An 18,602-nucleotide genomic window follows, 5' to 3' on the forward strand; every position below is an offset into this window, starting at 1 on the left:
CGCACGATCATCTCCAGCAGCTCGTCTGGCAGGCCGCCCAGGTCGCAGAGCCGGACCAGGGCTGCGCCTCCGGCCGCCGGCGCCAGGCCGGGCCATGTCGCCAGCAGCGGGATCAGATGGCGGTCGACGACGTGCGGCCAGCGGCGGGCCGTCTCGATCAGCACGGTGAGCGAGTACCTGGCGGACGCGGGAGGCTCGGTGCCCTCGGTGTACCGCAGCAACATGGCCGGGGCCGTGATCGCCCACGCGTCCGTCGCGTGGTACCGGTGCCGTTCCTCGTAGCCGGGCAGCGTCAGAGCCAGGAAGTCCTCCGCCAGCCGGTCGGGGGCGAGGCTCTCCAGGAGCCGGCCCGTCGTCCCGGGCGGGTAGCAGCGCGCGTGGTCGAGTACCACCTGCTCCGCCCCGGCCGGCTCGGCCGCCCCGGTGCGCACCAGCGCTGCGGACGCCTCCGCACCGGCCAGCGGTGGGGTCAGCGTGGCGACGTACACCGCGCGGCGCATCACCTCCTCACCGGTGGGAACCGGACCGCGTCCCTCGTCGTGGGCCGAGCGCCAGTGATCGTGCTCCCGGTCCAGGAGGTAGGAGGAGAGCGCGGCCAGGCCCCGGCCGGAGGGAGGCCTGACACCCCGTACGGCCGCGTCCACGTCGACGAGTGCCTTCATGTGCGTGGTGAGCATCAGGCCGTACTGGGGTACGCCCAGCCCCTCCGGGACGGTCACCGCCCCGGGATCGGCCAGGCCGAGAACGTCGCCGAAGGCGTCCCGGGCCGAGGTGTAGGCCTCCGCGCGCGTCGCGGGGTCGTCCGGGAGGGCGGTCAGGTGGAGCGTGTCGGTGGCCATCACGTCGAGCTTGCCCAACTGGTGGTCCAGGGCCTGCCACCACGCCCCCGCCGAGCGGGAGAGCAGGAGGATCCGCAACCGGTCGCGGGCCGCGTCGCGGTGCTGACGGATCAGCGTGATCAGGTCCGCCGACGGCCAGCGCTCCGCGTAGTCGACGACCATGAACAGACCGGGCGACCGAACCGCCAGCGTCTCGTCCCCACCCCCCGCGGAGGCGACCTCGCTGCGGTGCCGGGCCTGGGCGACGGTCCAGCCTTCCCGGGCCGAGCGGTCGGCGAGCTCGGCCGCCAGCCGCGTCTTGCCCTGTCCTCCCTCGGCGTACAGCAGTTGCACGGACAGCCCGGGCGCGTCGGTGTCCCGCCAGCGCTCCAGCGCCTCCAGCTCCGGGCGCGGGGAGAAGGGCACGACCCGGTGACGTGCGGTCAGCAGGCGGCTGGGGAGCTTCTCCAGGCCGTCCGGCCGCGTTCCCCCGGGGTTCGGCGGGTACGGCTCCACCCGGTAGGGCGGGCTGCCGCGGTAGATGTAGTTGTACTGGTCGCCATCGTGGACGGTGTTGATCGTGACCGTGCGCGCGAGGACGTTCTGGGTGAAGACCGTCCCGTCGGCAGACCGCTCGCTCATCCGAGGAGTTCGCCCTCGACCGGGTCGTCGGCCGCAGAACCGTCGGCGCGGTGTCGCGAGTCCATGTAGTTGTTGACCTGGTTGCCGCCCACCACCGTGTTGACCACGGCGTGGCCCTCCGCGTTGATGTTCTGGACCCAGTTCCCCGACTCGCGCGGCAGCCGGGCCTCGACCTGGGCGATCAGGGCCGCGAACTCCGCCACCACCGTCGGATCCGCGTCCACCAGCGCCTGCAGGCGCCGACGCCACGGTCCGACGAGCTCCCCACGGATCGCGTCTGCCTGATTGCCCGTCACCAGGCCCGCGTCAAAGTCCAGTTGGCTTTCGATCGCACCTTGGTCGTACCCGCGACGCTGGAAGATCGCCCCCATTCCCGTCCGGATCATCTCCCAGATCCCGGTTCCCATGGCGGTGGCCAGCGAGTTGGCCGCGACCAGTGCCACCGACTCCGCATCCAGCGCACTCTGAACGTCGGGCATCGTCTCCCCCTCCCGTTGCCGCCACGGTGAAGCGGCGGCCTCGCTTCCTCAAATCAGTATTCCATCGGGGAAGTTGTCGAGTGCAGCATCCTGCGAACCTTCCGCCGGAGAGCGGTGCCGCCGGACCGTCGACGTCGGTCGGCGGCTCCTGCAGCCAGTACGTCCTGCTCGGTCGGCTCGGTGAGTACGGCTGTGATCAGCCGCACTTCCTGGCGTGCTTCACCACGGGGCCGGGCCGGGCGAGTGCGAGGGCTTTGTCCGAGGCTTCGACGGCCCTCACCGGTTCGGACATGAAGGCGCCGGCCGTCATGGACCATCGGGTCGCCGCCGACCGCCGCCCCGCCACCGCGGTCCGAACCGCCCGGCCTTCAGGTTCGGGCACGGAATGTCCGGGCCGTGGAGCGATCCGGTCAGAGCCGGGAGACGTCCGGGCGACGTCCGGTGGCAGTCACCGGTGCCGACACTGTCCTGTCCCGTCGACGCAGACCTTCGGCTGCGCGGCGCCGGTGCCGCAGGCGCAGGTGCGGCCGACCGGGCCCGGGCAGGAGTTCAGTCGTTGCGCAGGACGCCGCCGAGGGGTGGGGCGCTGGTGTGCGATGCCTTCGACCGGGCCGGCCTCGGGGCGGCGCGCGGTGAGCACGGGGTTCGACACGGCGGCGGCGTGGAGGGCTGTCGGGCGAATCTCAAGGCGAACGGCTTCTTCCGCCGGCATCGTCACCTTCTGCGCGATCCGAACTGACGCGCTTTTCGTACGCCGATCGCCGGATTCTCGTTGGACGCCAAGTCCGGTGCAATTGCAGCGCGTTGGGGATGGTTTGGTTCCGCTTCCCGGTCGGTAACATCCGGCGGGGACCCGTCGGGGCCCCGCCCCGCGGACCCGTGTGTGCCGTGGGCGGAGAGGTATGAGCATGTGGTGCAGCAGGAAGAGCAGGGCCGGGCGCTTATCCGGTCGCTCGGTGGTGGCCGTGGCGATCGTGCTGGGGCTGGCTGCGGGGTCCGCGGGGGCGGCCGGGGCGGCTCCGTCGCCCGTGCGGGCGAGCGTCGCGGTCCAGGGGGTGCAGGCGCCGCTGATCGACTCCGTACAGCCGTTCGCCACCGGCACGGTGCAGGTGACCGTCACCCCCGGGGACACCGCCCAGGAAGCGGTGGCCCGCGTCGACGTGTCCGCGTACGCGCTGGACGCGGACGGCAACGCGACCGGCGCGCCGGTCGCCACCGGCACAGTGCAGAACCCGGACCCGGCGAACCCGCCGGTGGTCGAGATCGGTGGTCTGACCAACGACGTCAGCTACGCGTTCAAGGCGACCGAGACCACCGCCGGCGGCGTCGTCTCCGGCGCGTCGCCCGCCTTCGTCGGCGGGCCGCAGACGCCCAGGGCACCGCTCGCCCCCACTCTGGCCACCCTCCTGGGCCGGGACGGCGGGCTCCTCGTCTCCTGGAACCCCGCGCACCCCAACGGCTCGCCCGTGACCGGCTACACCGTCACCGCGACCCCGAACGGCCCGGGCGCGAGCGTGACCACCGGCGTGGCGGGCGATGTGCAGAGCACCGCCGTCACCGGGCTGGTCAACGGCAAGTACTACTCCGTCTCGGTCACCGCGACCAACGCGGCCGGGACCGGGCCGGCCGGCGTCTCCGACAGCCAGACCGTCGGTGCCGATGCCAACGGAACGGTCATTGCCAGGCCCGCCTACACCGTCGGCGCCCCGCAGGACGTTACCGCGGCGCCGCCGCCCGTCGGCGCGGACGGCAGCCAGCCCGGTCCGACCGCGCTGAAGGTGACCTGGGACGCGCCGCTGGACGACGGCGGCAACACCATCACGAACTACGCCGTCGACGCCGCCGCCCCCGGCCAACCGCCCGTCACGGCGGCCGTGCAGGCCGCCACGAAGCAGGCGACCCTGACCTCGCTGGCCCCGGGCGTCGAGTACGCGATCACGGTCACCGCCGTCCAGCAGGACGGCGCGCGCGGCGCCACCAGCGCCGTGGTCAAGGCCGCCCCCGCCCCGGTCCTGGCGGCCGGAACGGTGATGCTGTCCGCGGCCTCGACCGCGGCCGTCACCAAGGTCACCGGCACCACCGTGGTGTTCACCGACCCGCCCGCGCAGGTGACCGGCCTGAAGGTGAAGAACGTCATCGTCGTCGGGCAGAGCAGCAACCCGCTGCTCCACGACGGCCTGCTGCGCACGGTGGAGAGGATCAGCGCCGTCGGCGGCGTGGTGACCCTCACCACCAGCCAGGCCGCGCTGGAGCAGGCCTTCCTGTCCCTGGACTTCACGGCCACCGGCAGTCGGCTGGCCTCCGGTCCCGACGGCTTCCGGATCAAGATGCTCAACCCCGACATCCAGGCCTCGGTCGCGTCCCAGGCCCAGGGCTCCGGCACGGTGGCGAACAAGACCTTCACCCTCGACCTGGCCGAGAAGCTCACCAGCGATCCCAAGATGAAGGAGAGGCTGGGCGACAACACGACGGTCACCGCGAAGCTCACCGCGGCACTGAGCCTGAGCACCGACTGGTCGGCCACCGCCGGTTTCGAGCGCGATCCCAACTACTACGCCTTCGACCCCCGCGGTTACACCGGGACCTTCGACTTCAGCGCGACAGCGACCGCGAAGGCGTCGGTAGAAGGCGAACTGGGCATCGCCTACAAGCACGAGACGAAGCGCGATCCGCTGCTGAACATCAAACCGGCGACCTGCCTGACGGTGTACATGATCCAGCTGTGCCCCTCGCTGACGGTGTACACCGAGACCTCGATCGACGGATCGATCAAGTTCTCCTTCTCCGCCTCCTACGAGCGGACGATGGGCGGCAGGATCAGCCGTGACAACACCGGGACGGTTCACAAGACCGACCTGACCAAGGACCCCGTCACCAAGTTCGACTACGCGCTGAACGCGGCGGCCAAGGTCACCTTCGCCTTCCCCGTGGCGCTCGAAATCCTCGTCTACAACCTCGTGGGCCCGAGGCTGGAGATCACGCCCTCCATCGAGGTGACCGCGGACACCTCCGCCGATCCATGGCTGACCGTGAAAGCACCGCTGAAGGTCGCGCTGTTCTTCGTCCTCGACATCAAGGTCGCCAGCTTCTCCACCGGCGGCGACGTGTACAACACGACCTTCGACCTGTACAAGGCCCCCGGGCCCTTCCCCGGACCGAGCCTGTCCAGCGCCGCGGCCCTCGCCCCGGGCGCGCGGAGCGCGCCGTCGTCCGACAGCCTCACCGCGGCGGCCCAGGCGCACCAGTACACCGTGAACTGGCCGGCCGGATGCGACCCCGCCCAGGCGGTCGCCTGGTCCATGGCTCCCGGATCGCTGGGCACCGTCGACCGCAGCGGCCTCTACACGCCGCCGCACCCGCGCCCCAGCCACTACGTCGACCTGGTCACCGCCACCACCGCCGGCACGCCCACCTGCCCGCCGGCCACCGCCCAGGCGGCAGTCCACCACGGGTCGACCCTCCCGGGTGCCCCCAAGCACCCCGCGATCAGCCCGGACGGCTCGACCGTCACCTGGACCGCGCCCGCCGCCGGCGGCAGCGCCATCCAGGAGTACGTGGTGACCGTGCTGCACGATCCCAGCGACCCGGCCGGTGCCGAAACGGTCCTGGGAACCGCGCCCGGCAGCGCGACGTCACTGGCCGTTCCCGCCGACCGCGTCGCGCAGATCGAGGCGGACCACGCCAGGGTGCAGGTCACCGCGGTCAACGACCGCGGGCAAGGACCGGCCTCCGCCTTGTCGCACCCCGCCCCGTCCACCAACCCCCTGCCCTTCGTGGCCCGGGCCGAGGGAACCGCGAACGGCGGCACCCTCCACGTGACGCCCCACATGGTGAACGCGGGCACGAGCGACGCCACGAACGTCCGCTACCAGCTCAGCTACCCCGAGACGTTCACCAGCCGCACCAACCCGTCCGCCTGCACCGTGGACCAGGCGCAGCGGCTTCTCACCTGTGACATGGTCGACATCGCCTCCGGCCACCAGGCGGTCACCCCGCTGATCTCGTTCACCGTCGGCCGGCTCGTCCCGGGCACCGCCTACCCGCTGACCATGACCCGCCTGTCGGCCAGCCCCTACCCCAGCGATCCCAACAACGGCACGATGACCCTGCTCTGCACCGCCGACACCGCCGGCAAGGTCACCTGCGGCTGACGGTCCCGAGCGGCCCGGAGCCGGGTGTCCGCCGACCCCGGGCCATTCGGGGGCCCGGCGGACACCCGGAAGCGGATCCGCCGCATCGGGTCCAGGAACGCGAACGGCTCGCGCAGCATCAGGGCGGTCCACCCGACGTCGGTGGAGTCTCCCGTCCGTACAGCCACACCGCCGGTGGACCCGGCCGCGCCGTGTACGCCGTCCCCTGGGCTTCCCCTTCTCCTGGACCGGATGACGATCCCGGGACCAGCAGTCGCTGCCCTGCCTGGCGTCGCGGCAGAGCGCGCCGGGCGGTGCGCGAGGGACGTCGGAACCGTCGGCGAGGACATGCTCAAGACCGGCCGCGCGGGGCTGGTCGGCCGAGGAGCGGCCCGGGATGTTCGGCGTGCTCGTCGGCGAGGCGGCGGCTCATGGCCACGCTCATCGACCGGCGGATCACCGCCTCCGAGGTGTCGGTGCGGCTCTCGTCGTCCGGCTCCGCACGTGATCGACTGCCGAACCTAGTCGGCGTCCTCGGGGTGCGCGGCCAGGACGCGGGTGAGCAGGTCGGTGAGGGTGGCCTGTTCCTCGGCGTCGAGGACGGCGAACCACTGCTGTTCGCGGCGGGTCTGTTCGGCGAAGGTCTCCTGGACGGCGGTCTCGCCCTTCGCGGTGAGGGCGACGGCGATCGCGCGCCGGTCGTCGGGGAGTGGCCGGCGTTCGACCAGGCCGTCCCGTTCGAGGGTGTTGACGGCGTTGGTGACTGCCGATCGGGACATCGCCGAGATCTCGGCGAGCCTGGCGGGCTGGGTGGGGCCCAGCAGCCAGAGCTTGAACATCAGCCGGAAGCCGGGGAGCGTCCAGCCGCGCGGGCGGTGGATGTGGCTCTCCAGGTCGGCGACGACCAGGTAGGACAGGTGCAGCAGATGGTAGGCGAGCGCGAAGGCCTCCGGGTCGGCGGGTGACGGCATGCCGGCGAGTCGGTCGCGGGCGTAGGCGGCGTATCTGAGATCTGGTCGGTCCACGGGACAGAGTCTTGCGCATGGCGGCCCGGTAGGAGATTGTTACGGCCATAACAATCTCCGTAGGGAGGGTCCCTTGAAGATCACCGTCGCAGGAGCCGGCATCGGCGGGCTCGCCACCGCACTCAGCCTGCACGCGGCCGGATTCGACCAGGTCGTCATCCACGAGGCGGCCGAGGAGATCCGCCCGCTCGGCGTGGGGATCAACCTCCTCCCGCACGCGGTGCGCGAGCTCACCGAGCTCGGGCTGGCCGACCGGCTGGCCACGATCGCTGTCCCCACCGCCGAACTGGCCTACTTCAACCGCTACGGGCAGGCGATCTGGTCCGAACCGCGCGGGCTCGCCGCCGGGTACCGGTGGCCGCAGTACTCGGTGCACCGGGGCCGGCTCCAGATGCTGCTGCTGGACGCCGTCCGCGAGCGCCTCGGTGCGCACGCAGTCCGGACCGGGAGCCGGATGGCCGGCCTGCGCCACGACTCCGACCTGCTCGTCGGCGCCGACGGGATCCACTCGGCCGTCCGCGCCGCGCTCTTCCCCGACGAAGGGGCACCACCCTGGAACGGGCTAGTGGGCACCACCCTGGAACGGGCTCGTCCTGTGGCGGGGAACGACCTGCGCGGAGCCCTTCCTGACCGGCCGATCCATGATCATGGCCGGAGACGGCACACAGAAGTTCGTCGCCTACCCGATCGGGGACGGCCGCCTGATCAACTGGATAGCCGAGCGCCCCCTGGACGGCGAACCACCCGAGCGCGGCAACTGGAACCGCCCCGCCGACCTGGCCACGGTCACGGCCCACTTCGCCGACTGGCGGTTCGACTGGCTCGACGTGCCGGCCGTCATCAGGGGAGCCGAGGCCGCATTCGAGTACCCGATGGTGGACCGCGAACCCCTGCCGCACTGGACCAGGGACGATGTCGTCCTGCTGGGCGACGCCGCGCACGCCATGTACCCCATCGGCTCCAACGGGGCGTCCCAGGCGATCATCGACGCCCGGGTGCTGGCCCACTCACTCGCCACGACCGGCTCCGCCGCCGCCTACGAGGAGATCCGCAGACCCGCCACCACCGCACTTCAGCTCGCCAACCGACGCCAAGGACCCGAGGTCGTCATGAAACTCGCCCACGAGCGGGCCCCCGGCGGCTTCGACGACATCGAGGCGGTCGTCCCGCTCACCGAGCGCGCCGAGATCTCGGCCTCGTACAAGCGCACCGCCGGCTTCGACCCCGGCCTCCTGAACGAGCGCGCCTCGTGGAGCGTGGGATGAAACTGAAGCACCTCGCCTCGTTCGAGGTGAACCTGGACCCGGTACTCGACCTCGGCGACTCGCACCTGGGCCGCCGCCGGGTGATCAACATCATCGGCGGGAACTTCAACGGCCCGCACCTTCCCGGCGGCGCGGACTGGCAGGTCCTGCACCCCGACGGCACGGCCACCATCGACACCCGCTCCACACTGCGCACGCACGACGGAGCGCACCTCTGCCTGAGTACCAACGGCATCCGCCACGGTCCGCCCGACGTACTGCGCAGACTGGCCGCCGGCGAGGCGGTGGACCCGGCCGAGTACTACTTCCGCCTCTTCTGCCGCTTCGAGACCGGCGACAAGCGCTACCAGTGGCTCAACCACACCCTCGCCGTCGCCTCGGCCGCCCGCACGCCCGACGCCGTCCGCTACGAGGCGTACACCCTCGACTAGGGAGCGTATTTGGTCGTGATCAAGGAGTGGTCTTGGTGAGGTCCTTGATCCAGATCATCGAGGCGCGGAGGTGGAGGCCGGCGAGGTGGCTCTCGGGCTTCTTGTCGAACCGGGTGGCGATGCCCCGAGGGCGAAACCCGCAGATTGATCACAACCAGATACGCGCCCTAGCCGCCACGGGTGTGATCCTCTGCATGGCCGCGGCATGTGGCGCTGGTACGTCGCCTGCGGCCGCGCCGCCTCCGTCCTCCGCGTCGACCTCATCATCCGCACCCACCTCGTCCGCCGCCCAGTCGGTGTCGCCCGTGCCGACGGCCTCCAACCCGTCGACCCCGTCTCGGACGGCGTCGCCGACCGCGCCCCTGGCCGGTGCCGCCGCATCACCCACCAGGAGCCGCGGGACCTGGACGCCCACCGGGATTGCGGACCCGGACGTCGATTCCCCGGGGCGGCACGACGGGAGCAACTACGACAACCTCTCCCCCGAGGGCAAGGAAGCTCACGACACCGAGAACTGCGCCGAGATACCGGGCAAGAAGAAGGGGAGTTGCAACGAACCCCACCGCAAGTGCCGCGAGGCCGGCGCCACCGCCACCTCCTCGAAGGGGCTGGCCCTCACCTGCCGAACCTCTCCCAAGGACGGGCGCCTGCGCTGGCTCACCGCGGGGGAGTGACCGTGAAGCGGGACCTCTGGCAGTGGGCTGACGACACCCTCGGACCGGACACCGTGCTGCGGCTGCTCGGCCTGCACGGCTTCCGCACCGAGTCAGTCGGCGAATGGTGGGGATCCGGCTGGTACGAGACCGCGGCCCGGCGCGCCGGGCCGCCTTCCCCGACGCCGAGATGCTCGCGGACACCGCCGCCTCCCATCCCGATCTGCTGGCCGACGACACGTTCGCGTGGCTCACCGAGGCCGTCGCGGAGGAGGAATCCCTCCGGCGCGACGCCGTGCTGCCGGTCCCCGCCGCGCTCACCCTTCCGGACTGGGCAGTACAGGACCTTCTCTACCTCCTTGAGCCGGACGTCGCGGAGGAGGAGGCCGAGGACCCTGCCCCCGGCGGCTCGGAGACTGCCGACCAGCAGCCCGGCACGAGCGCCTGACGCAAGGGGCCCGGTTCAGTCACGCTGCCTGTCGGAAGCCTCCGCCGCCCGCAGCGTCGGCTCGACGGACCGCCTCGGAATCCGCCTGGTCGAGGGCGGTGCAGAGCGCTGTGACGGCTTCGTCGGCGGAGTCTTCGAGGAGGTGGCCGTAGAGGCTGATGGTGATGGCAAGGGTGGAGTGGTGCATCGTCTTGGAGACGACGGCGACGGGGATGCCTTCAGCGATCATGATGCCGGCCGCGCCGCGCTGGTTGAATGCCCGCCAGATTGGTGATCACTCGCCGTGACCGGGGCCCTGGGGGCCGCTTGGGGAGCACTTTGGGATCACGCGCGATGAGCGCCAATGACCGCCCATGCGCGATAACGGACACTTGTGTACGAAGTGAATGCTGGTCTCCAAGGGGTGCGAGCCCGGTTCCCGTCGCGACCGCCTCCGGGTTCTCGACGACGTCCGGTTCGAGTCGCCGACCCGGCGGGACGAGGTCCTGGTGCGCCGGTCCGGGTGCTCGAGGAGGGCGAGGCCACCCTCGGGGCGGAGAGTGTGTCGGTGGGCGACTCGCCGGAGCACCGGGTTCTTCGATTTCGAGATCACGGAACTGGAGGGGCTGCCGGACCGCTGGAAAGCACGGCGCGGGGAGGCGTGAGCGCCTGACCGGCCGGCCCGGTCGCCCGTGGTCTCTTGCCGGGGGGGCGGAGTCAGGGGCGTCACGGGCACCCCGGCTGTCGTTCGGATACGGGCCACCTAGTGAAGCCCTGTCAGGTGCCCATGATCCTCGCGAAAGTCGCCGGATCGGCGTCGAAACCGTGGGCGCCGGGCCGAAACGCCCAGACCCCCGAGCTGTTCCGGACGAACTCCGCGACCCTCGCGGCCGTTGCCCCGTCGACGCCGGCGAAGTCCACTGCCGCCAACTCGGCGCGCCCGTTCCGGATCCTGGCCACGGGGTTCGCTATGTCCCCGAACGTCAGCCGGCTGGCGTTCTGCTGGATGGCGACGCCCACGACCACCCGGGGGTAGCGGTGCGCCAGGCGGTCGAGTTCCAGGACCAGGCGCTCGTCGACGCCGAGGCCCTTGCCGTCGCGGCTGTCCCTGGTGAGTGTGATCGTGCCGTCGGGAGCGCGGCTGTCGAAGTGGACCAGGTAGGCCGGGGCGCCGGACGGGGCGTCCGTGGCGTACGTCGCGGCGACGAGATCCAGATCGTGACCCGCCGAACCTGCGGGACTCGGATCCCACGACAGGTCTACCTCGATCCGTTCCAGACCCTTGTTGAGACTGCTCACTGGACTCTCCCTCCGTCGTCGTACCGACCCGAAATGATGCCATCGCGGACCGACTCGTTGCCGGTCAACGATAGGGCACTAACATGTTATTGACCTGAAATCAGGTCTGTCTGCCGGGAAGACGCTGCTGTGACTGAGCGCTTCAGTTGGCCAGTGAGCGGTCTAGTTGGCCAGTTGAGCGCTGGTGTGTTGGCGGGGCGACGGTGGCGGCGACCCGGTGGAAGTTGGCGGCCTCGCTGGCGCGACCCAGGTGTTGCAGGGCCTGCCCGATTCCGTCGTAGACCTGTACCTCGCACCGTTGCTTGTGCGAGTTGGCCGGTTTCCCGCAGGGGGCCGGCGAGGAAGGCCAGCGGCTCGATGGGTTGCTGCGGGTCGACGTCCGGCCGAGTGGCGGCGAAAAAGTAGCGATTGCCCTCAGTCGCCGCGTGGGATCCCTAGAGTGATCATGTCCAGACCAGAAGCGAAGCTAAGGGGCCACCATGGCAATCCCGACACCTCTCACCTACCACGACCGCCCTGCGATCCAGGCGATGGGCAAGTCCGGCTGGGAGGCCCTGCTGCGCACCCAGAGCCCCGGCAACTACCAGGACCCGTTCGGCGACGGCGGCACGTACTACGTCAAAACGGCTGACGGCCTCTCCATCGTACGGACCCCGTCGACCTCCGTGAACCGGCTTTCGGCACCGAAGGGCTTCTTGTACTGGGTTCAGGAGCAAGACCGTGCGCTCCGCATTTCGGAGGCGAACCTGGACTACCTCCTGGACGAGGACGCGCCCGGATCCACACCCGGACCGGTGTAGGCCAAGGCGCCGCCGGCAGGGCCCGGCCGCTGGGCCACGTAGCTGCTCGCTCCCCGCAGTTCGGTCGACCACAGGCGGCGTACGGAGTGTGCGTGCGCCGCTACCCTCATCGCATGACGACGACACAGTGGTACGTCCGGCCCGAGGATCCGAACTTCGGCGACCGAGAGGAGACGATGGGCTACGACGTCAGCTCGAACGGCCTTTCCCCGATCAGGGCTCTCTACAGCGTCAAGAGCGCGGAGTCCGGGGGTATTCGTGCCCATCTCGAAGCGCCCGCGTCCCTCTTCAACGGGAGGACGACGATCCCGCTGACCGTAACCTTCAACGGCGTGCCGCTGACGGACTCGCCTCAACAGGTCGTAGACGCCGCCGAGGCACGGGCCGAGCTGGTGATTGCCGCCGCCCCCTCGCCAGGCCGCTGCGAGGCAGGGGACTACACCGCAGTGGTCGCGATTGTCTTCGAGTCAACCCCTGAATCGCCCTCCGGTGTCACGCCCCGAGCGGACGAGCGCCTCGCAAACGCCAGCATCATCGTCTCCGCCCACATCCCGACCGAGAACTTCTACGCCCAGCCCATCAGTCCCGAGGGAGGCATGTACAGGTCCTAGGTCAGGGGCAACCGCCGAGCAGACGCATACGGCCCCGCTCCCGGGGCTCCCGTCGTCGATCTTGTAGTCCAGGACCGTGATGTCGGGTTCGACCTGGTCGGCACTCCTGCGCTCACTCCTCGCGCGCCCAGCGGCACGGCTGCCGCTCTCCGCGATCTTTCCGTTGCACCGCTGATGCAGAGCGGTTTCTATGAGCCAGTGCCGTCCCGAACACGGCCGGCATCCCGGGGGCCGGGTGGCGGGCCGCACGCGTCGGCTGGCGCCGAGGGCGCACCGGCGGTGGCGGTGGTCGAATCGAGCCAGGTCTCGCAACCTGGCGGCGTCCGCGCGCACGGCGGATGCGCCAGGGCCCGTTGTGGTCCCGGATTTGCTCACGGCCCAGTGCCCGGACGGGAGCACGGTCCGCCTTGCGTGCGGACGGGTGCCGCGAGTGGGGCCCGGGGTGCGCGCCCGATCGCCCTGCCCGCTGGCTGGCTGGCCGCCCTCCGGGAGGCGTTGGGGGAGGGCCGCGACGCTTCCGATAACTTTCCGTAAACAATCTATCGCTCACGGTTGCGGTGCCGGGATGATCGGTCCGCGGCCGGCTGCTGTGCCTGGCCGTGATCGTCGGGCCCTTTGGGGGTTGTTCGTGCGGTCGGTGGAGTTCGGAACGACGCAGGCGGAACGGCTGGAGCGGTTGCGGGGCCAGTTGCGGGGCGAGCCGCTGGGGGCGCGCGCCGCCCAGCGCACGCCCGCGTCGCGGGGATCGGGCCTGTTGTACGGGGTGATGCTGCACGCCGCGTCGCGCCTGGAGGAGACGCTGGTGCGGCCGCTGCGGCTGCTGCTGGACGAGGAGGAGGTCCACGCGTTCGGGCGTCTGTTCCGCCAGGAGAACGCGGCCGGTGTCACGGCCTCGGTCCTGCCCGGCACGCTCACCGGCCGCACTGTCGCCGAGGGATACACCAGCGCCGATCTCCTCAAGGACCTGCCCGCGCTGCGGGAGGAGACCCTCGCGCAGCCGAACGTGAGCATGGTGGACCTGAGCGGCCCCCTTCCTGGGGAGGGGGACACGTTCGACAGTGAGGAGTTCAACGCCGGTCAGGCCGCCTACGGCTACGGGGCCACGGTGGTGACGTCCTCCGCGCCGCCACCGGCGGACCCGGGCGCGCTGGCCTCGTTCATCGCCCAGGTGGACCTGTACTCGTTCCTGTGCGAGAAGGAGTCCAACGACGGCGGAGCCTCCGACGAGATCTACTGGGGCCTGTCCTCCGCCGGCATGTTCGGCGACCGGCAGGAGCGCCTCTCCTGGGTGTTCAACAACGTCGACAAGAACGAATGGATCGACTTCCCCCCGTTGCTCGGCACCACGCTGTACCACGGCCGCGTCGACACCGCCCTGGTCTGCAACATCTCCTGCTGGGAGCAGGACGACGGCGGCGACGGGTGGCGGGAGCAGCTCCGGGAGAAGCTGGTCATCATCAGCCAGGAGCTGATGTCCTTCGTCGACCTCATGACCAACATCGGCATCGTGATCCCCCAGTACGGCGACATGCTCGACTACATGACGCTCGTGGCGGGGATCGCGTATCTCATCGCCAAGTTCATCGAATGGTTCAAGAACCCCGACGACCTGGTGCAGGAACGCACCCTGGTCTTCGACCAGGCCGCGCTGCGGAACCTGGTGACCGACGGCGGATCCGGCTCGACGGGCTGGGTGTTCGACGGCGGCATCGAGGGCCGCTACCGTCTCCAGCTCAGGTGGGTCGGCAATCCGCCGCCCGCCGATGCGCCCGGCGACGTCAAGGTCCTCTCGCCCGCCAACGGGCAGTGGGGAGCGACGACCCGTATCACCGGTGCGACCGGCTCCGAGCCCGCTCTCGCGGTCGCCGGCGGCACGCTCTACGTCGCGCAGCGCGGTATGGAGGACTACACCTGGGTGGGCAAGTTCAACGGCACCACCTGGAGCGGCTTCACCCAGAGCGTCCCGAACACCACGACCATGTCCGGCCCCGCGCTGGCCGGCGGCAGCGGCGACACCCTCCACATCGCCTACCGCACCACCTGACCACCACACCACCACCCGGCGCAGCCTGCCGTGCCCTGGTACCCGGTCACCCCCAAGGTGTTCCGGGGCCCAGCACAGCGGGCCGCTGGACGGCCGTCGTGTACGCCGGTCGCCCCGCTGCAGATCCATCTGGCTTCGGTGGCGACGAAAGTCGATGGGAGCGGCATCACGGGCGAGATAGCCATTCGGGTTGGGCGGTTCACGAGGACGGTTACTCGCCGACCTGTTGGGCAGGACTGGTGCCTCAAGGGCTATCGCTGGAGGCCACTTTGTGAACATTGAGGACAAAAGACAGGAATGCCGAACCGTCTGCCAAGGCTATCCCAGGGCGACTGGAGATACTCCGTGCGGGTGACAGGTGACGAACTTCTGAAGCTGCGCAACCGTTCGAGGCTACCTTTGTGCCAACTTCCGCCCCCGCGCGCTGCACCGCGGCTCACGTCTTTGGGAATACTATGAAAAGCCCACTTTCGCGCCTTTTGTCTCTAGCGTCTGTCACGACTGCCCTGGCTCTGGCCGGCGCCATCGCGCCGCCATTCGCATCCGCCGCCGAGCCGCCCAGCAGCTGCTCCGCGAGGGACCGATACAACGCCACGAAGAATGCATGGGCACACTTCGAACCCTGCCTGACCGTCAGGGACGGCCATCCCGTGGTGCTGGTGGAGCTCCGCTGCTCGGCGAAGGTTCTCTTCTATTGGAAGAATCGGGCCTGTGCGAGTATTTCGGGCGAATACACGCTAAGCAAAGACGGCAAGGTCATCCAGCAGACGGACCGCTTCGCCGTCGCATATGACCCGGATTCCGGGAAGGATGAACGCTGGGAAGCATACCAGTGCCAGGGGGGCGGCACTTATACCCTGAAATTCACGGATGCTGCAATCAGGGTCGACCATGAGGATGGGCTTGTCTATCCCTCCGATATCACGCTCACTGCCGAAGGGTGCTGACCCGTTGTCGCTCGCAATCTCCGAGGCCAACGTCCACGACAACCAGGCCCTGACAGCTACGACGCCGTGGAGCCTGAGGACGGCGTGGACGGCATCAGGAAGCTGCAGGAGACCGGGCCGATCAGCCTGATCGTCTCCGACATCAACATGCCGAACAAGGAGGACGGCCTGGCGATGGTGGAGGAGATCCGCACGATGGCGGCCTACAGGTTCGTGCCGGTCGTCATGCTGACCGTGGAGAGCGGCAGCGCGAAGGTCGAGCGCGGCAAGAAGGCCGGCGTGGCCGACTGAGCCGTCAAGCCCCACGACCCCGCGAAGCTTGTCAGGACCGTCAGTCGGCTGGCCGGCAGGCCAGCCGGCACGGTCGGTAAGATCTGGCCGGCCGTGCCAGTGCGCTTGATCAAGGCGGCTATCCACAACAAGGCGACGGAGCCCAGCGCGTAGAGCGAAGTCTGATGATGACGGCTGCGCTCGTACTCGGGGAGGACTGGCCCAAACAAACTGGCCACCTGCCCCTGGAAGCCGGCTCCCGGCCTCTGGCGATACGTTCACCTTGGCCAACTACCAGTGCAGGTGACAGCGCTGGGCATCGATGGCTTTGGCGAGTCGGTCGCCATGATCGTCGAGTAGCACCTTCAGCTCGCGGTAGTGCGGGTGGTCGTCCGCTTGCCTGAGCCAGGTGCAGGTGAATCTGCGGTGGTACTTCCAGAGATCGCTGGCGGCCGGGTCGGCTGCGATGTGGGAGGGACAGGGGGAGAAGAAGTACTCGCCCTGGGTGACGCGGGCCCAGATGTAGGCGGAGACGGCGAGCCGTTTCCGGTCGTCGGTGATGAGCCGATTGCCGGGCCATCGCCGCAGCTGGGCGAGCGTGCGGTCCCAGGTTGCGGGCGGCAGTGTCCAGTTCGTGAGGCTTCGGCGACGGTGCTGGTAGTCGGTGCGGGGCGAGGCTTCGAGGTCGGCGGCGATGGCGTCCAGGGCGGTGCCGAAGGCGTGGAGGTTGTCCTGGGCGCGGGCCCACTTGCCGAGCTTGGTGCCGAAGCCGACGCCGTGCTCGCCGACTTTGATGCCGAGGAACTGGGCTGCTTCGTGCAGGCTTCCGCCGCGGGCGCGTTGGACGAGGTGGGTGGCCGCGTTACGACGCAGGATGAGGCCGCTGGTCGGCTTGGACTTGGCGATCTTCTTCATCTCGCGACGTTCGGGCAGCGCGAAGGTCCTCGGCCGGCCGCCCCGGTACTTCGGGTAGAGCGAGTCGAACCCGTCCGTGTTGAAGTTGTGGATCACGTCCCGGACGCGGTCCACGCTGGTGAACGTCACCTCGGCGATCTTCGCCACGTTCATGCGCTGGGCGGAGAGCAACACCATCTGGGCCCGCCGCCAGGTCACCACCGAACCGGTGCCCCGGCGGACAATCCGCAGTAGCCGTCGCCCCTCGTCCTCATCGATTTCCCGGACCTGCACACGTTCAGCCACGTGATCATTCTGACCGCTTGAAGCGGCCCGGCGCAGTAGCCGGACGACATGTCACACCGAGGCGAAGGTTGCCTGATGCGGCACTAGATGACCAGGGCGGTGGCGCCCTGGATCGCTACTACGTCGACCTGCTGTCCCGGCTCGTACGCGCTGCTGGGGTGAAATGCCCGGGCCGACCAGATTTCACCGTTGATCTTGATCCGGCCACCCTCCTGGTCGACCCGTTCCTGTACCACTGCGCTGACACCCGTGAGCGCCTCGATGCCCATCTTGATCTGCGGACCGTTCGTGAGCTGATGGTAGGCAATCGAGCAGACCACCACTAGGGTGGCCGAGCCCGCTGCGAATGTGGTGAGTAACCACCAGCTCCAACTGTCCACGGTCACTCCTCGTAGATGGTAGTGAGGTTGCCATCGGTGGTCGTCGGGTCTGAGGTGCCGTTGCTCACCTTCAACTGGGTGTTGATGTCAAGTGGCGGGTCTCCATGCATAGTGCCCAGACCCATGACGCGACGACGTTGGCGAGTGTCGGTCTTCTGCCAATCGTCGTCGATTGATCCGGCAAACTGGTGAGTGACGCTGTCACTCTGCTGTTCTACCTGGAAATGGCAGTTTGCCTACTCTTGGGCGGTCGTGCCACTCGCCAGGTACTACAGCGGCGCTTCGACTGGACGCGAGCCGCTGACCTGCAGATTTCTGTAAAACTCCGCTGTAGTACGGCGGACTTGCGCACCTTTAATGCTCACAGGGGCGTTGTCGACGTTTCTGAATTCGGCGCTGTGCTCAGGCCGTGGTCGCCATCTGGCTGAACGCCTCCAAGGGAACCGCGATACACACAGCCGCTCAAGAGCTTGTGACGTACGTTTGGCGTATCCCGGCTGCTTATGGTCATCCTTGTCCCGAGATGCCTTGGATTCCCGTGCGGCGCAAAGAAGCGCATCGGAGCGGCAGTATGAATATGCCGGGCATGTAGGACATTGTCGCAGTGGCAACAAGACCAAAGCGCCGCCGGGCCCTGTCGGACCAATATCCGGTGGCTGGCTAGATCGGCTGATAATAATCGAACGTATTTTCCCTTCCAGTAGCCGTGGCTTTTCCAGGTGCGGACCCAGGGCGGCGTCGTTCAGGCAATCTGGAGGCGGCCGGGACTACGACACCGATGATCAGCCCCATGACGTCGACGGCCAGTCCCCGCTTATGGCCCGACACCTTCTTGTTCGCGTCCAGTCCCGTCGTGGTCTTCGGAACACCGGCGGCCGCACGGACGGACTGGGTGTCGATGATCACGAGGGACGGGTCCTCCAATCGGCGGACCCTCTCCCGTACTTGGCAGCGCAGGAGTTCCTGGACCGGCTGGTCGAGCCCGTACTGGCGCCACAGGCCGAAGTAGTAGAACACCGCCGCCCAGGACGGCAGGTCATGGGGCAGGTAGCGCCACTGACAGCCCGTCCGGTTCTGGCAGAAGACCGCGTTCACGATCTCCCGCAGATCACAGGACCCCGGATCCCCGGTTGCCGATCGCGTCACCCGGTCCTTCTTCCAGGCCGTGATCATCGGCTCGA

15 protein-coding genes and 3 pseudogenes are annotated in these 18,602 nt (G+C 69.2%); 10 read left to right on the plus strand and 8 right to left on the minus strand.

Features of this window, described 5'->3' with window-relative positions:
• Together VR45_RS26710 and VR45_RS26715 are read right to left on the minus strand one after the other, a co-directional pair.
• A pseudogene (locus tag VR45_RS26710) lies at positions 1–1,460 on the minus strand (hypothetical protein); the annotation flags it as partial.
• A complete protein-coding gene (locus VR45_RS26715; RefSeq protein ID WP_045942390.1) occupies positions 1,457–1,939 on the minus strand; it encodes a hypothetical protein in 483 nt (160 codons plus the stop codon). The gene VR45_RS26715 and the pseudogene VR45_RS26710, both read right to left, overlap by 4 nt.
• 965 nt (positions 1,940–2,904) lie before the next feature.
• Here VR45_RS26715 and VR45_RS26720 point away from each other — a divergent pair.
• Positions 2,905–6,090, plus strand: coding sequence for a fibronectin type III domain-containing protein (locus tag VR45_RS26720; RefSeq protein ID WP_159394366.1), 3,186 nt, complete (start codon positions 2,905–2,907; stop codon positions 6,088–6,090).
• Positions 6,091–6,590: 500 nt separating this feature from the next.
• Here the strand turns inward: VR45_RS26720 and VR45_RS26725 are convergent, their stop codons facing one another.
• Complete coding sequence (locus VR45_RS26725; RefSeq protein WP_234326193.1) at positions 6,591–7,094, minus strand: MarR family transcriptional regulator; 504 nt, start codon at positions 7,092–7,094, stop codon at positions 6,591–6,593.
• A gap of 641 nt (positions 7,095–7,735) precedes the next feature.
• Here VR45_RS26725 and VR45_RS50660 point away from each other — a divergent pair.
• The 4 genes from VR45_RS50660 to VR45_RS26750 all read left to right on the plus strand — a co-directional run bounded on the left by VR45_RS50660 (position 7,736) and on the right by VR45_RS26750 (position 9,891).
• The gene (locus VR45_RS50660) at positions 7,736–8,359 is read left to right on the plus strand and encodes an FAD-dependent monooxygenase (protein ID WP_353612719.1); all 624 of its coding nucleotides are present in this window, start codon (positions 7,736–7,738) and stop codon (positions 8,357–8,359) included.
• Entirely contained in the window at positions 8,356–8,790 is a 435-nt protein-coding gene (locus VR45_RS26735) for a DUF3237 domain-containing protein (protein ID WP_045942393.1), read from the plus strand. The genes VR45_RS50660 and VR45_RS26735 overlap by 4 nt, the downstream gene beginning before the upstream one ends.
• A 305-nt stretch (positions 8,791–9,095) precedes the next feature.
• The gene (locus tag VR45_RS47235) at positions 9,096–9,464 is read left to right on the plus strand and encodes a hypothetical protein (protein WP_159394367.1); all 369 of its coding nucleotides are present in this window, start codon (positions 9,096–9,098) and stop codon (positions 9,462–9,464) included.
• 103 nt (positions 9,465–9,567) lie between these two features.
• Positions 9,568–9,891 (plus strand): hypothetical protein, encoded by a 324-nt coding sequence (locus tag VR45_RS26750; protein ID WP_045942396.1) that lies wholly within the window; start codon positions 9,568–9,570, stop codon positions 9,889–9,891.
• A 19-nt stretch (positions 9,892–9,910) separates the two neighbouring features.
• On the opposite strand, the gene VR45_RS26755 is transcribed toward VR45_RS26750, so the two are convergent.
• The gene (locus VR45_RS26755) at positions 9,911–10,120 is read right to left on the minus strand and encodes a hypothetical protein (RefSeq protein ID WP_045942397.1); all 210 of its coding nucleotides are present in this window, start codon (positions 10,118–10,120) and stop codon (positions 9,911–9,913) included.
• 527 nt (positions 10,121–10,647) lie between these two features.
• Positions 10,648–11,169, minus strand: coding sequence for a TerD family protein (locus VR45_RS26765; protein ID WP_045942399.1), 522 nt, complete (start codon positions 11,167–11,169; stop codon positions 10,648–10,650).
• Positions 11,170–11,648: 479 nt separating this feature from the next.
• Between VR45_RS26765 and VR45_RS26770 the strand changes: the two genes are divergently transcribed.
• From VR45_RS26770 to VR45_RS26790, 5 genes are all read left to right on the plus strand, one after another.
• Positions 11,649–11,969 (plus strand): hypothetical protein, encoded by a 321-nt coding sequence (locus tag VR45_RS26770; protein WP_045942400.1) that lies wholly within the window; start codon positions 11,649–11,651, stop codon positions 11,967–11,969.
• Between the two features lie 113 nt (positions 11,970–12,082).
• Positions 12,083–12,580 carry a CS1 type fimbrial major subunit gene (locus tag VR45_RS26775; RefSeq protein WP_052709403.1) on the plus strand — a complete coding sequence of 166 codons (498 nt, stop codon included), beginning with the start codon at positions 12,083–12,085 and terminating at the stop codon, positions 12,578–12,580.
• Between the two features lie 637 nt (positions 12,581–13,217).
• The gene (locus VR45_RS26780) at positions 13,218–14,624 is read left to right on the plus strand and encodes a hypothetical protein (protein WP_159394368.1); all 1,407 of its coding nucleotides are present in this window, start codon (positions 13,218–13,220) and stop codon (positions 14,622–14,624) included.
• 650 nt (positions 14,625–15,274) lie between these two features.
• Complete coding sequence (locus VR45_RS26785) at positions 15,275–15,571, plus strand: hypothetical protein (protein ID WP_045942402.1); 297 nt, start codon at positions 15,275–15,277, stop codon at positions 15,569–15,571.
• Positions 15,572–15,637: 66 nt separating this feature from the next.
• Entirely contained in the window at positions 15,638–15,862 is a 225-nt protein-coding gene (locus tag VR45_RS26790) for a response regulator (protein ID WP_078896857.1), read from the plus strand.
• An 867-nt stretch (positions 15,863–16,729) separates the two neighbouring features.
• Here the strand turns inward: VR45_RS26790 and VR45_RS50665 are convergent.
• The 3 genes and pseudogenes from VR45_RS50665 to VR45_RS26805 all read right to left on the minus strand — a co-directional run.
• Positions 16,730–17,041: pseudogene (locus VR45_RS50665) on the minus strand (helix-turn-helix domain-containing protein); the annotation flags it as partial.
• An 83-nt stretch (positions 17,042–17,124) separates the two neighbouring features.
• Complete coding sequence (locus VR45_RS26800; RefSeq protein WP_353612720.1) at positions 17,125–17,421, minus strand: NfeD family protein; 297 nt, start codon at positions 17,419–17,421, stop codon at positions 17,125–17,127.
• Positions 17,422–18,174: 753 nt separating this feature from the next.
• Positions 18,175–18,602 (minus strand): annotated as a pseudogene (locus VR45_RS26805) (IS5/IS1182 family transposase); the annotation flags it as partial.

The sequence above is a fragment of the Streptomyces sp. NRRL S-495 genome (genome assembly GCF_000966955.1).
Lineage (GTDB): Bacteria > Actinomycetota > Actinomycetes > Streptomycetales > Streptomycetaceae > Kitasatospora > Kitasatospora purpeofusca.

What these genes read in the sequence shown, in the direction of transcription:
- VR45_RS50660 (WP_353612719.1), top strand. Translation starts at nt 7,736, where the DNA reads ATGATCATGGCCGGAGACGGCACACAGAAGTTCGTCGCCTACCCGATC.
- VR45_RS26775 (WP_052709403.1), top strand. Translation starts at nt 12,083, where the DNA reads ATGACGACGACACAGTGGTACGTCCGGCCCGAGGATCCGAACTTCGGC.
- VR45_RS26715 (WP_045942390.1), bottom strand. Translation starts at nt 1,939, where the DNA reads ATGCCCGACGTTCAGAGTGCGCTGGATGCGGAGTCGGTGGCACTGGTC.
- VR45_RS26755 (WP_045942397.1), bottom strand. Translation starts at nt 10,120, where the DNA reads ATGATCGCTGAAGGCATCCCCGTCGCCGTCGTCTCCAAGACGATGCAC.
- VR45_RS26770 (WP_045942400.1), top strand. Translation starts at nt 11,649, where the DNA reads ATGGCAATCCCGACACCTCTCACCTACCACGACCGCCCTGCGATCCAG.
- VR45_RS26735 (WP_045942393.1), top strand. Translation starts at nt 8,356, where the DNA reads ATGAAACTGAAGCACCTCGCCTCGTTCGAGGTGAACCTGGACCCGGTA.
- VR45_RS26750 (WP_045942396.1), top strand. Translation starts at nt 9,568, where the DNA reads ATGGTGGGGATCCGGCTGGTACGAGACCGCGGCCCGGCGCGCCGGGCC.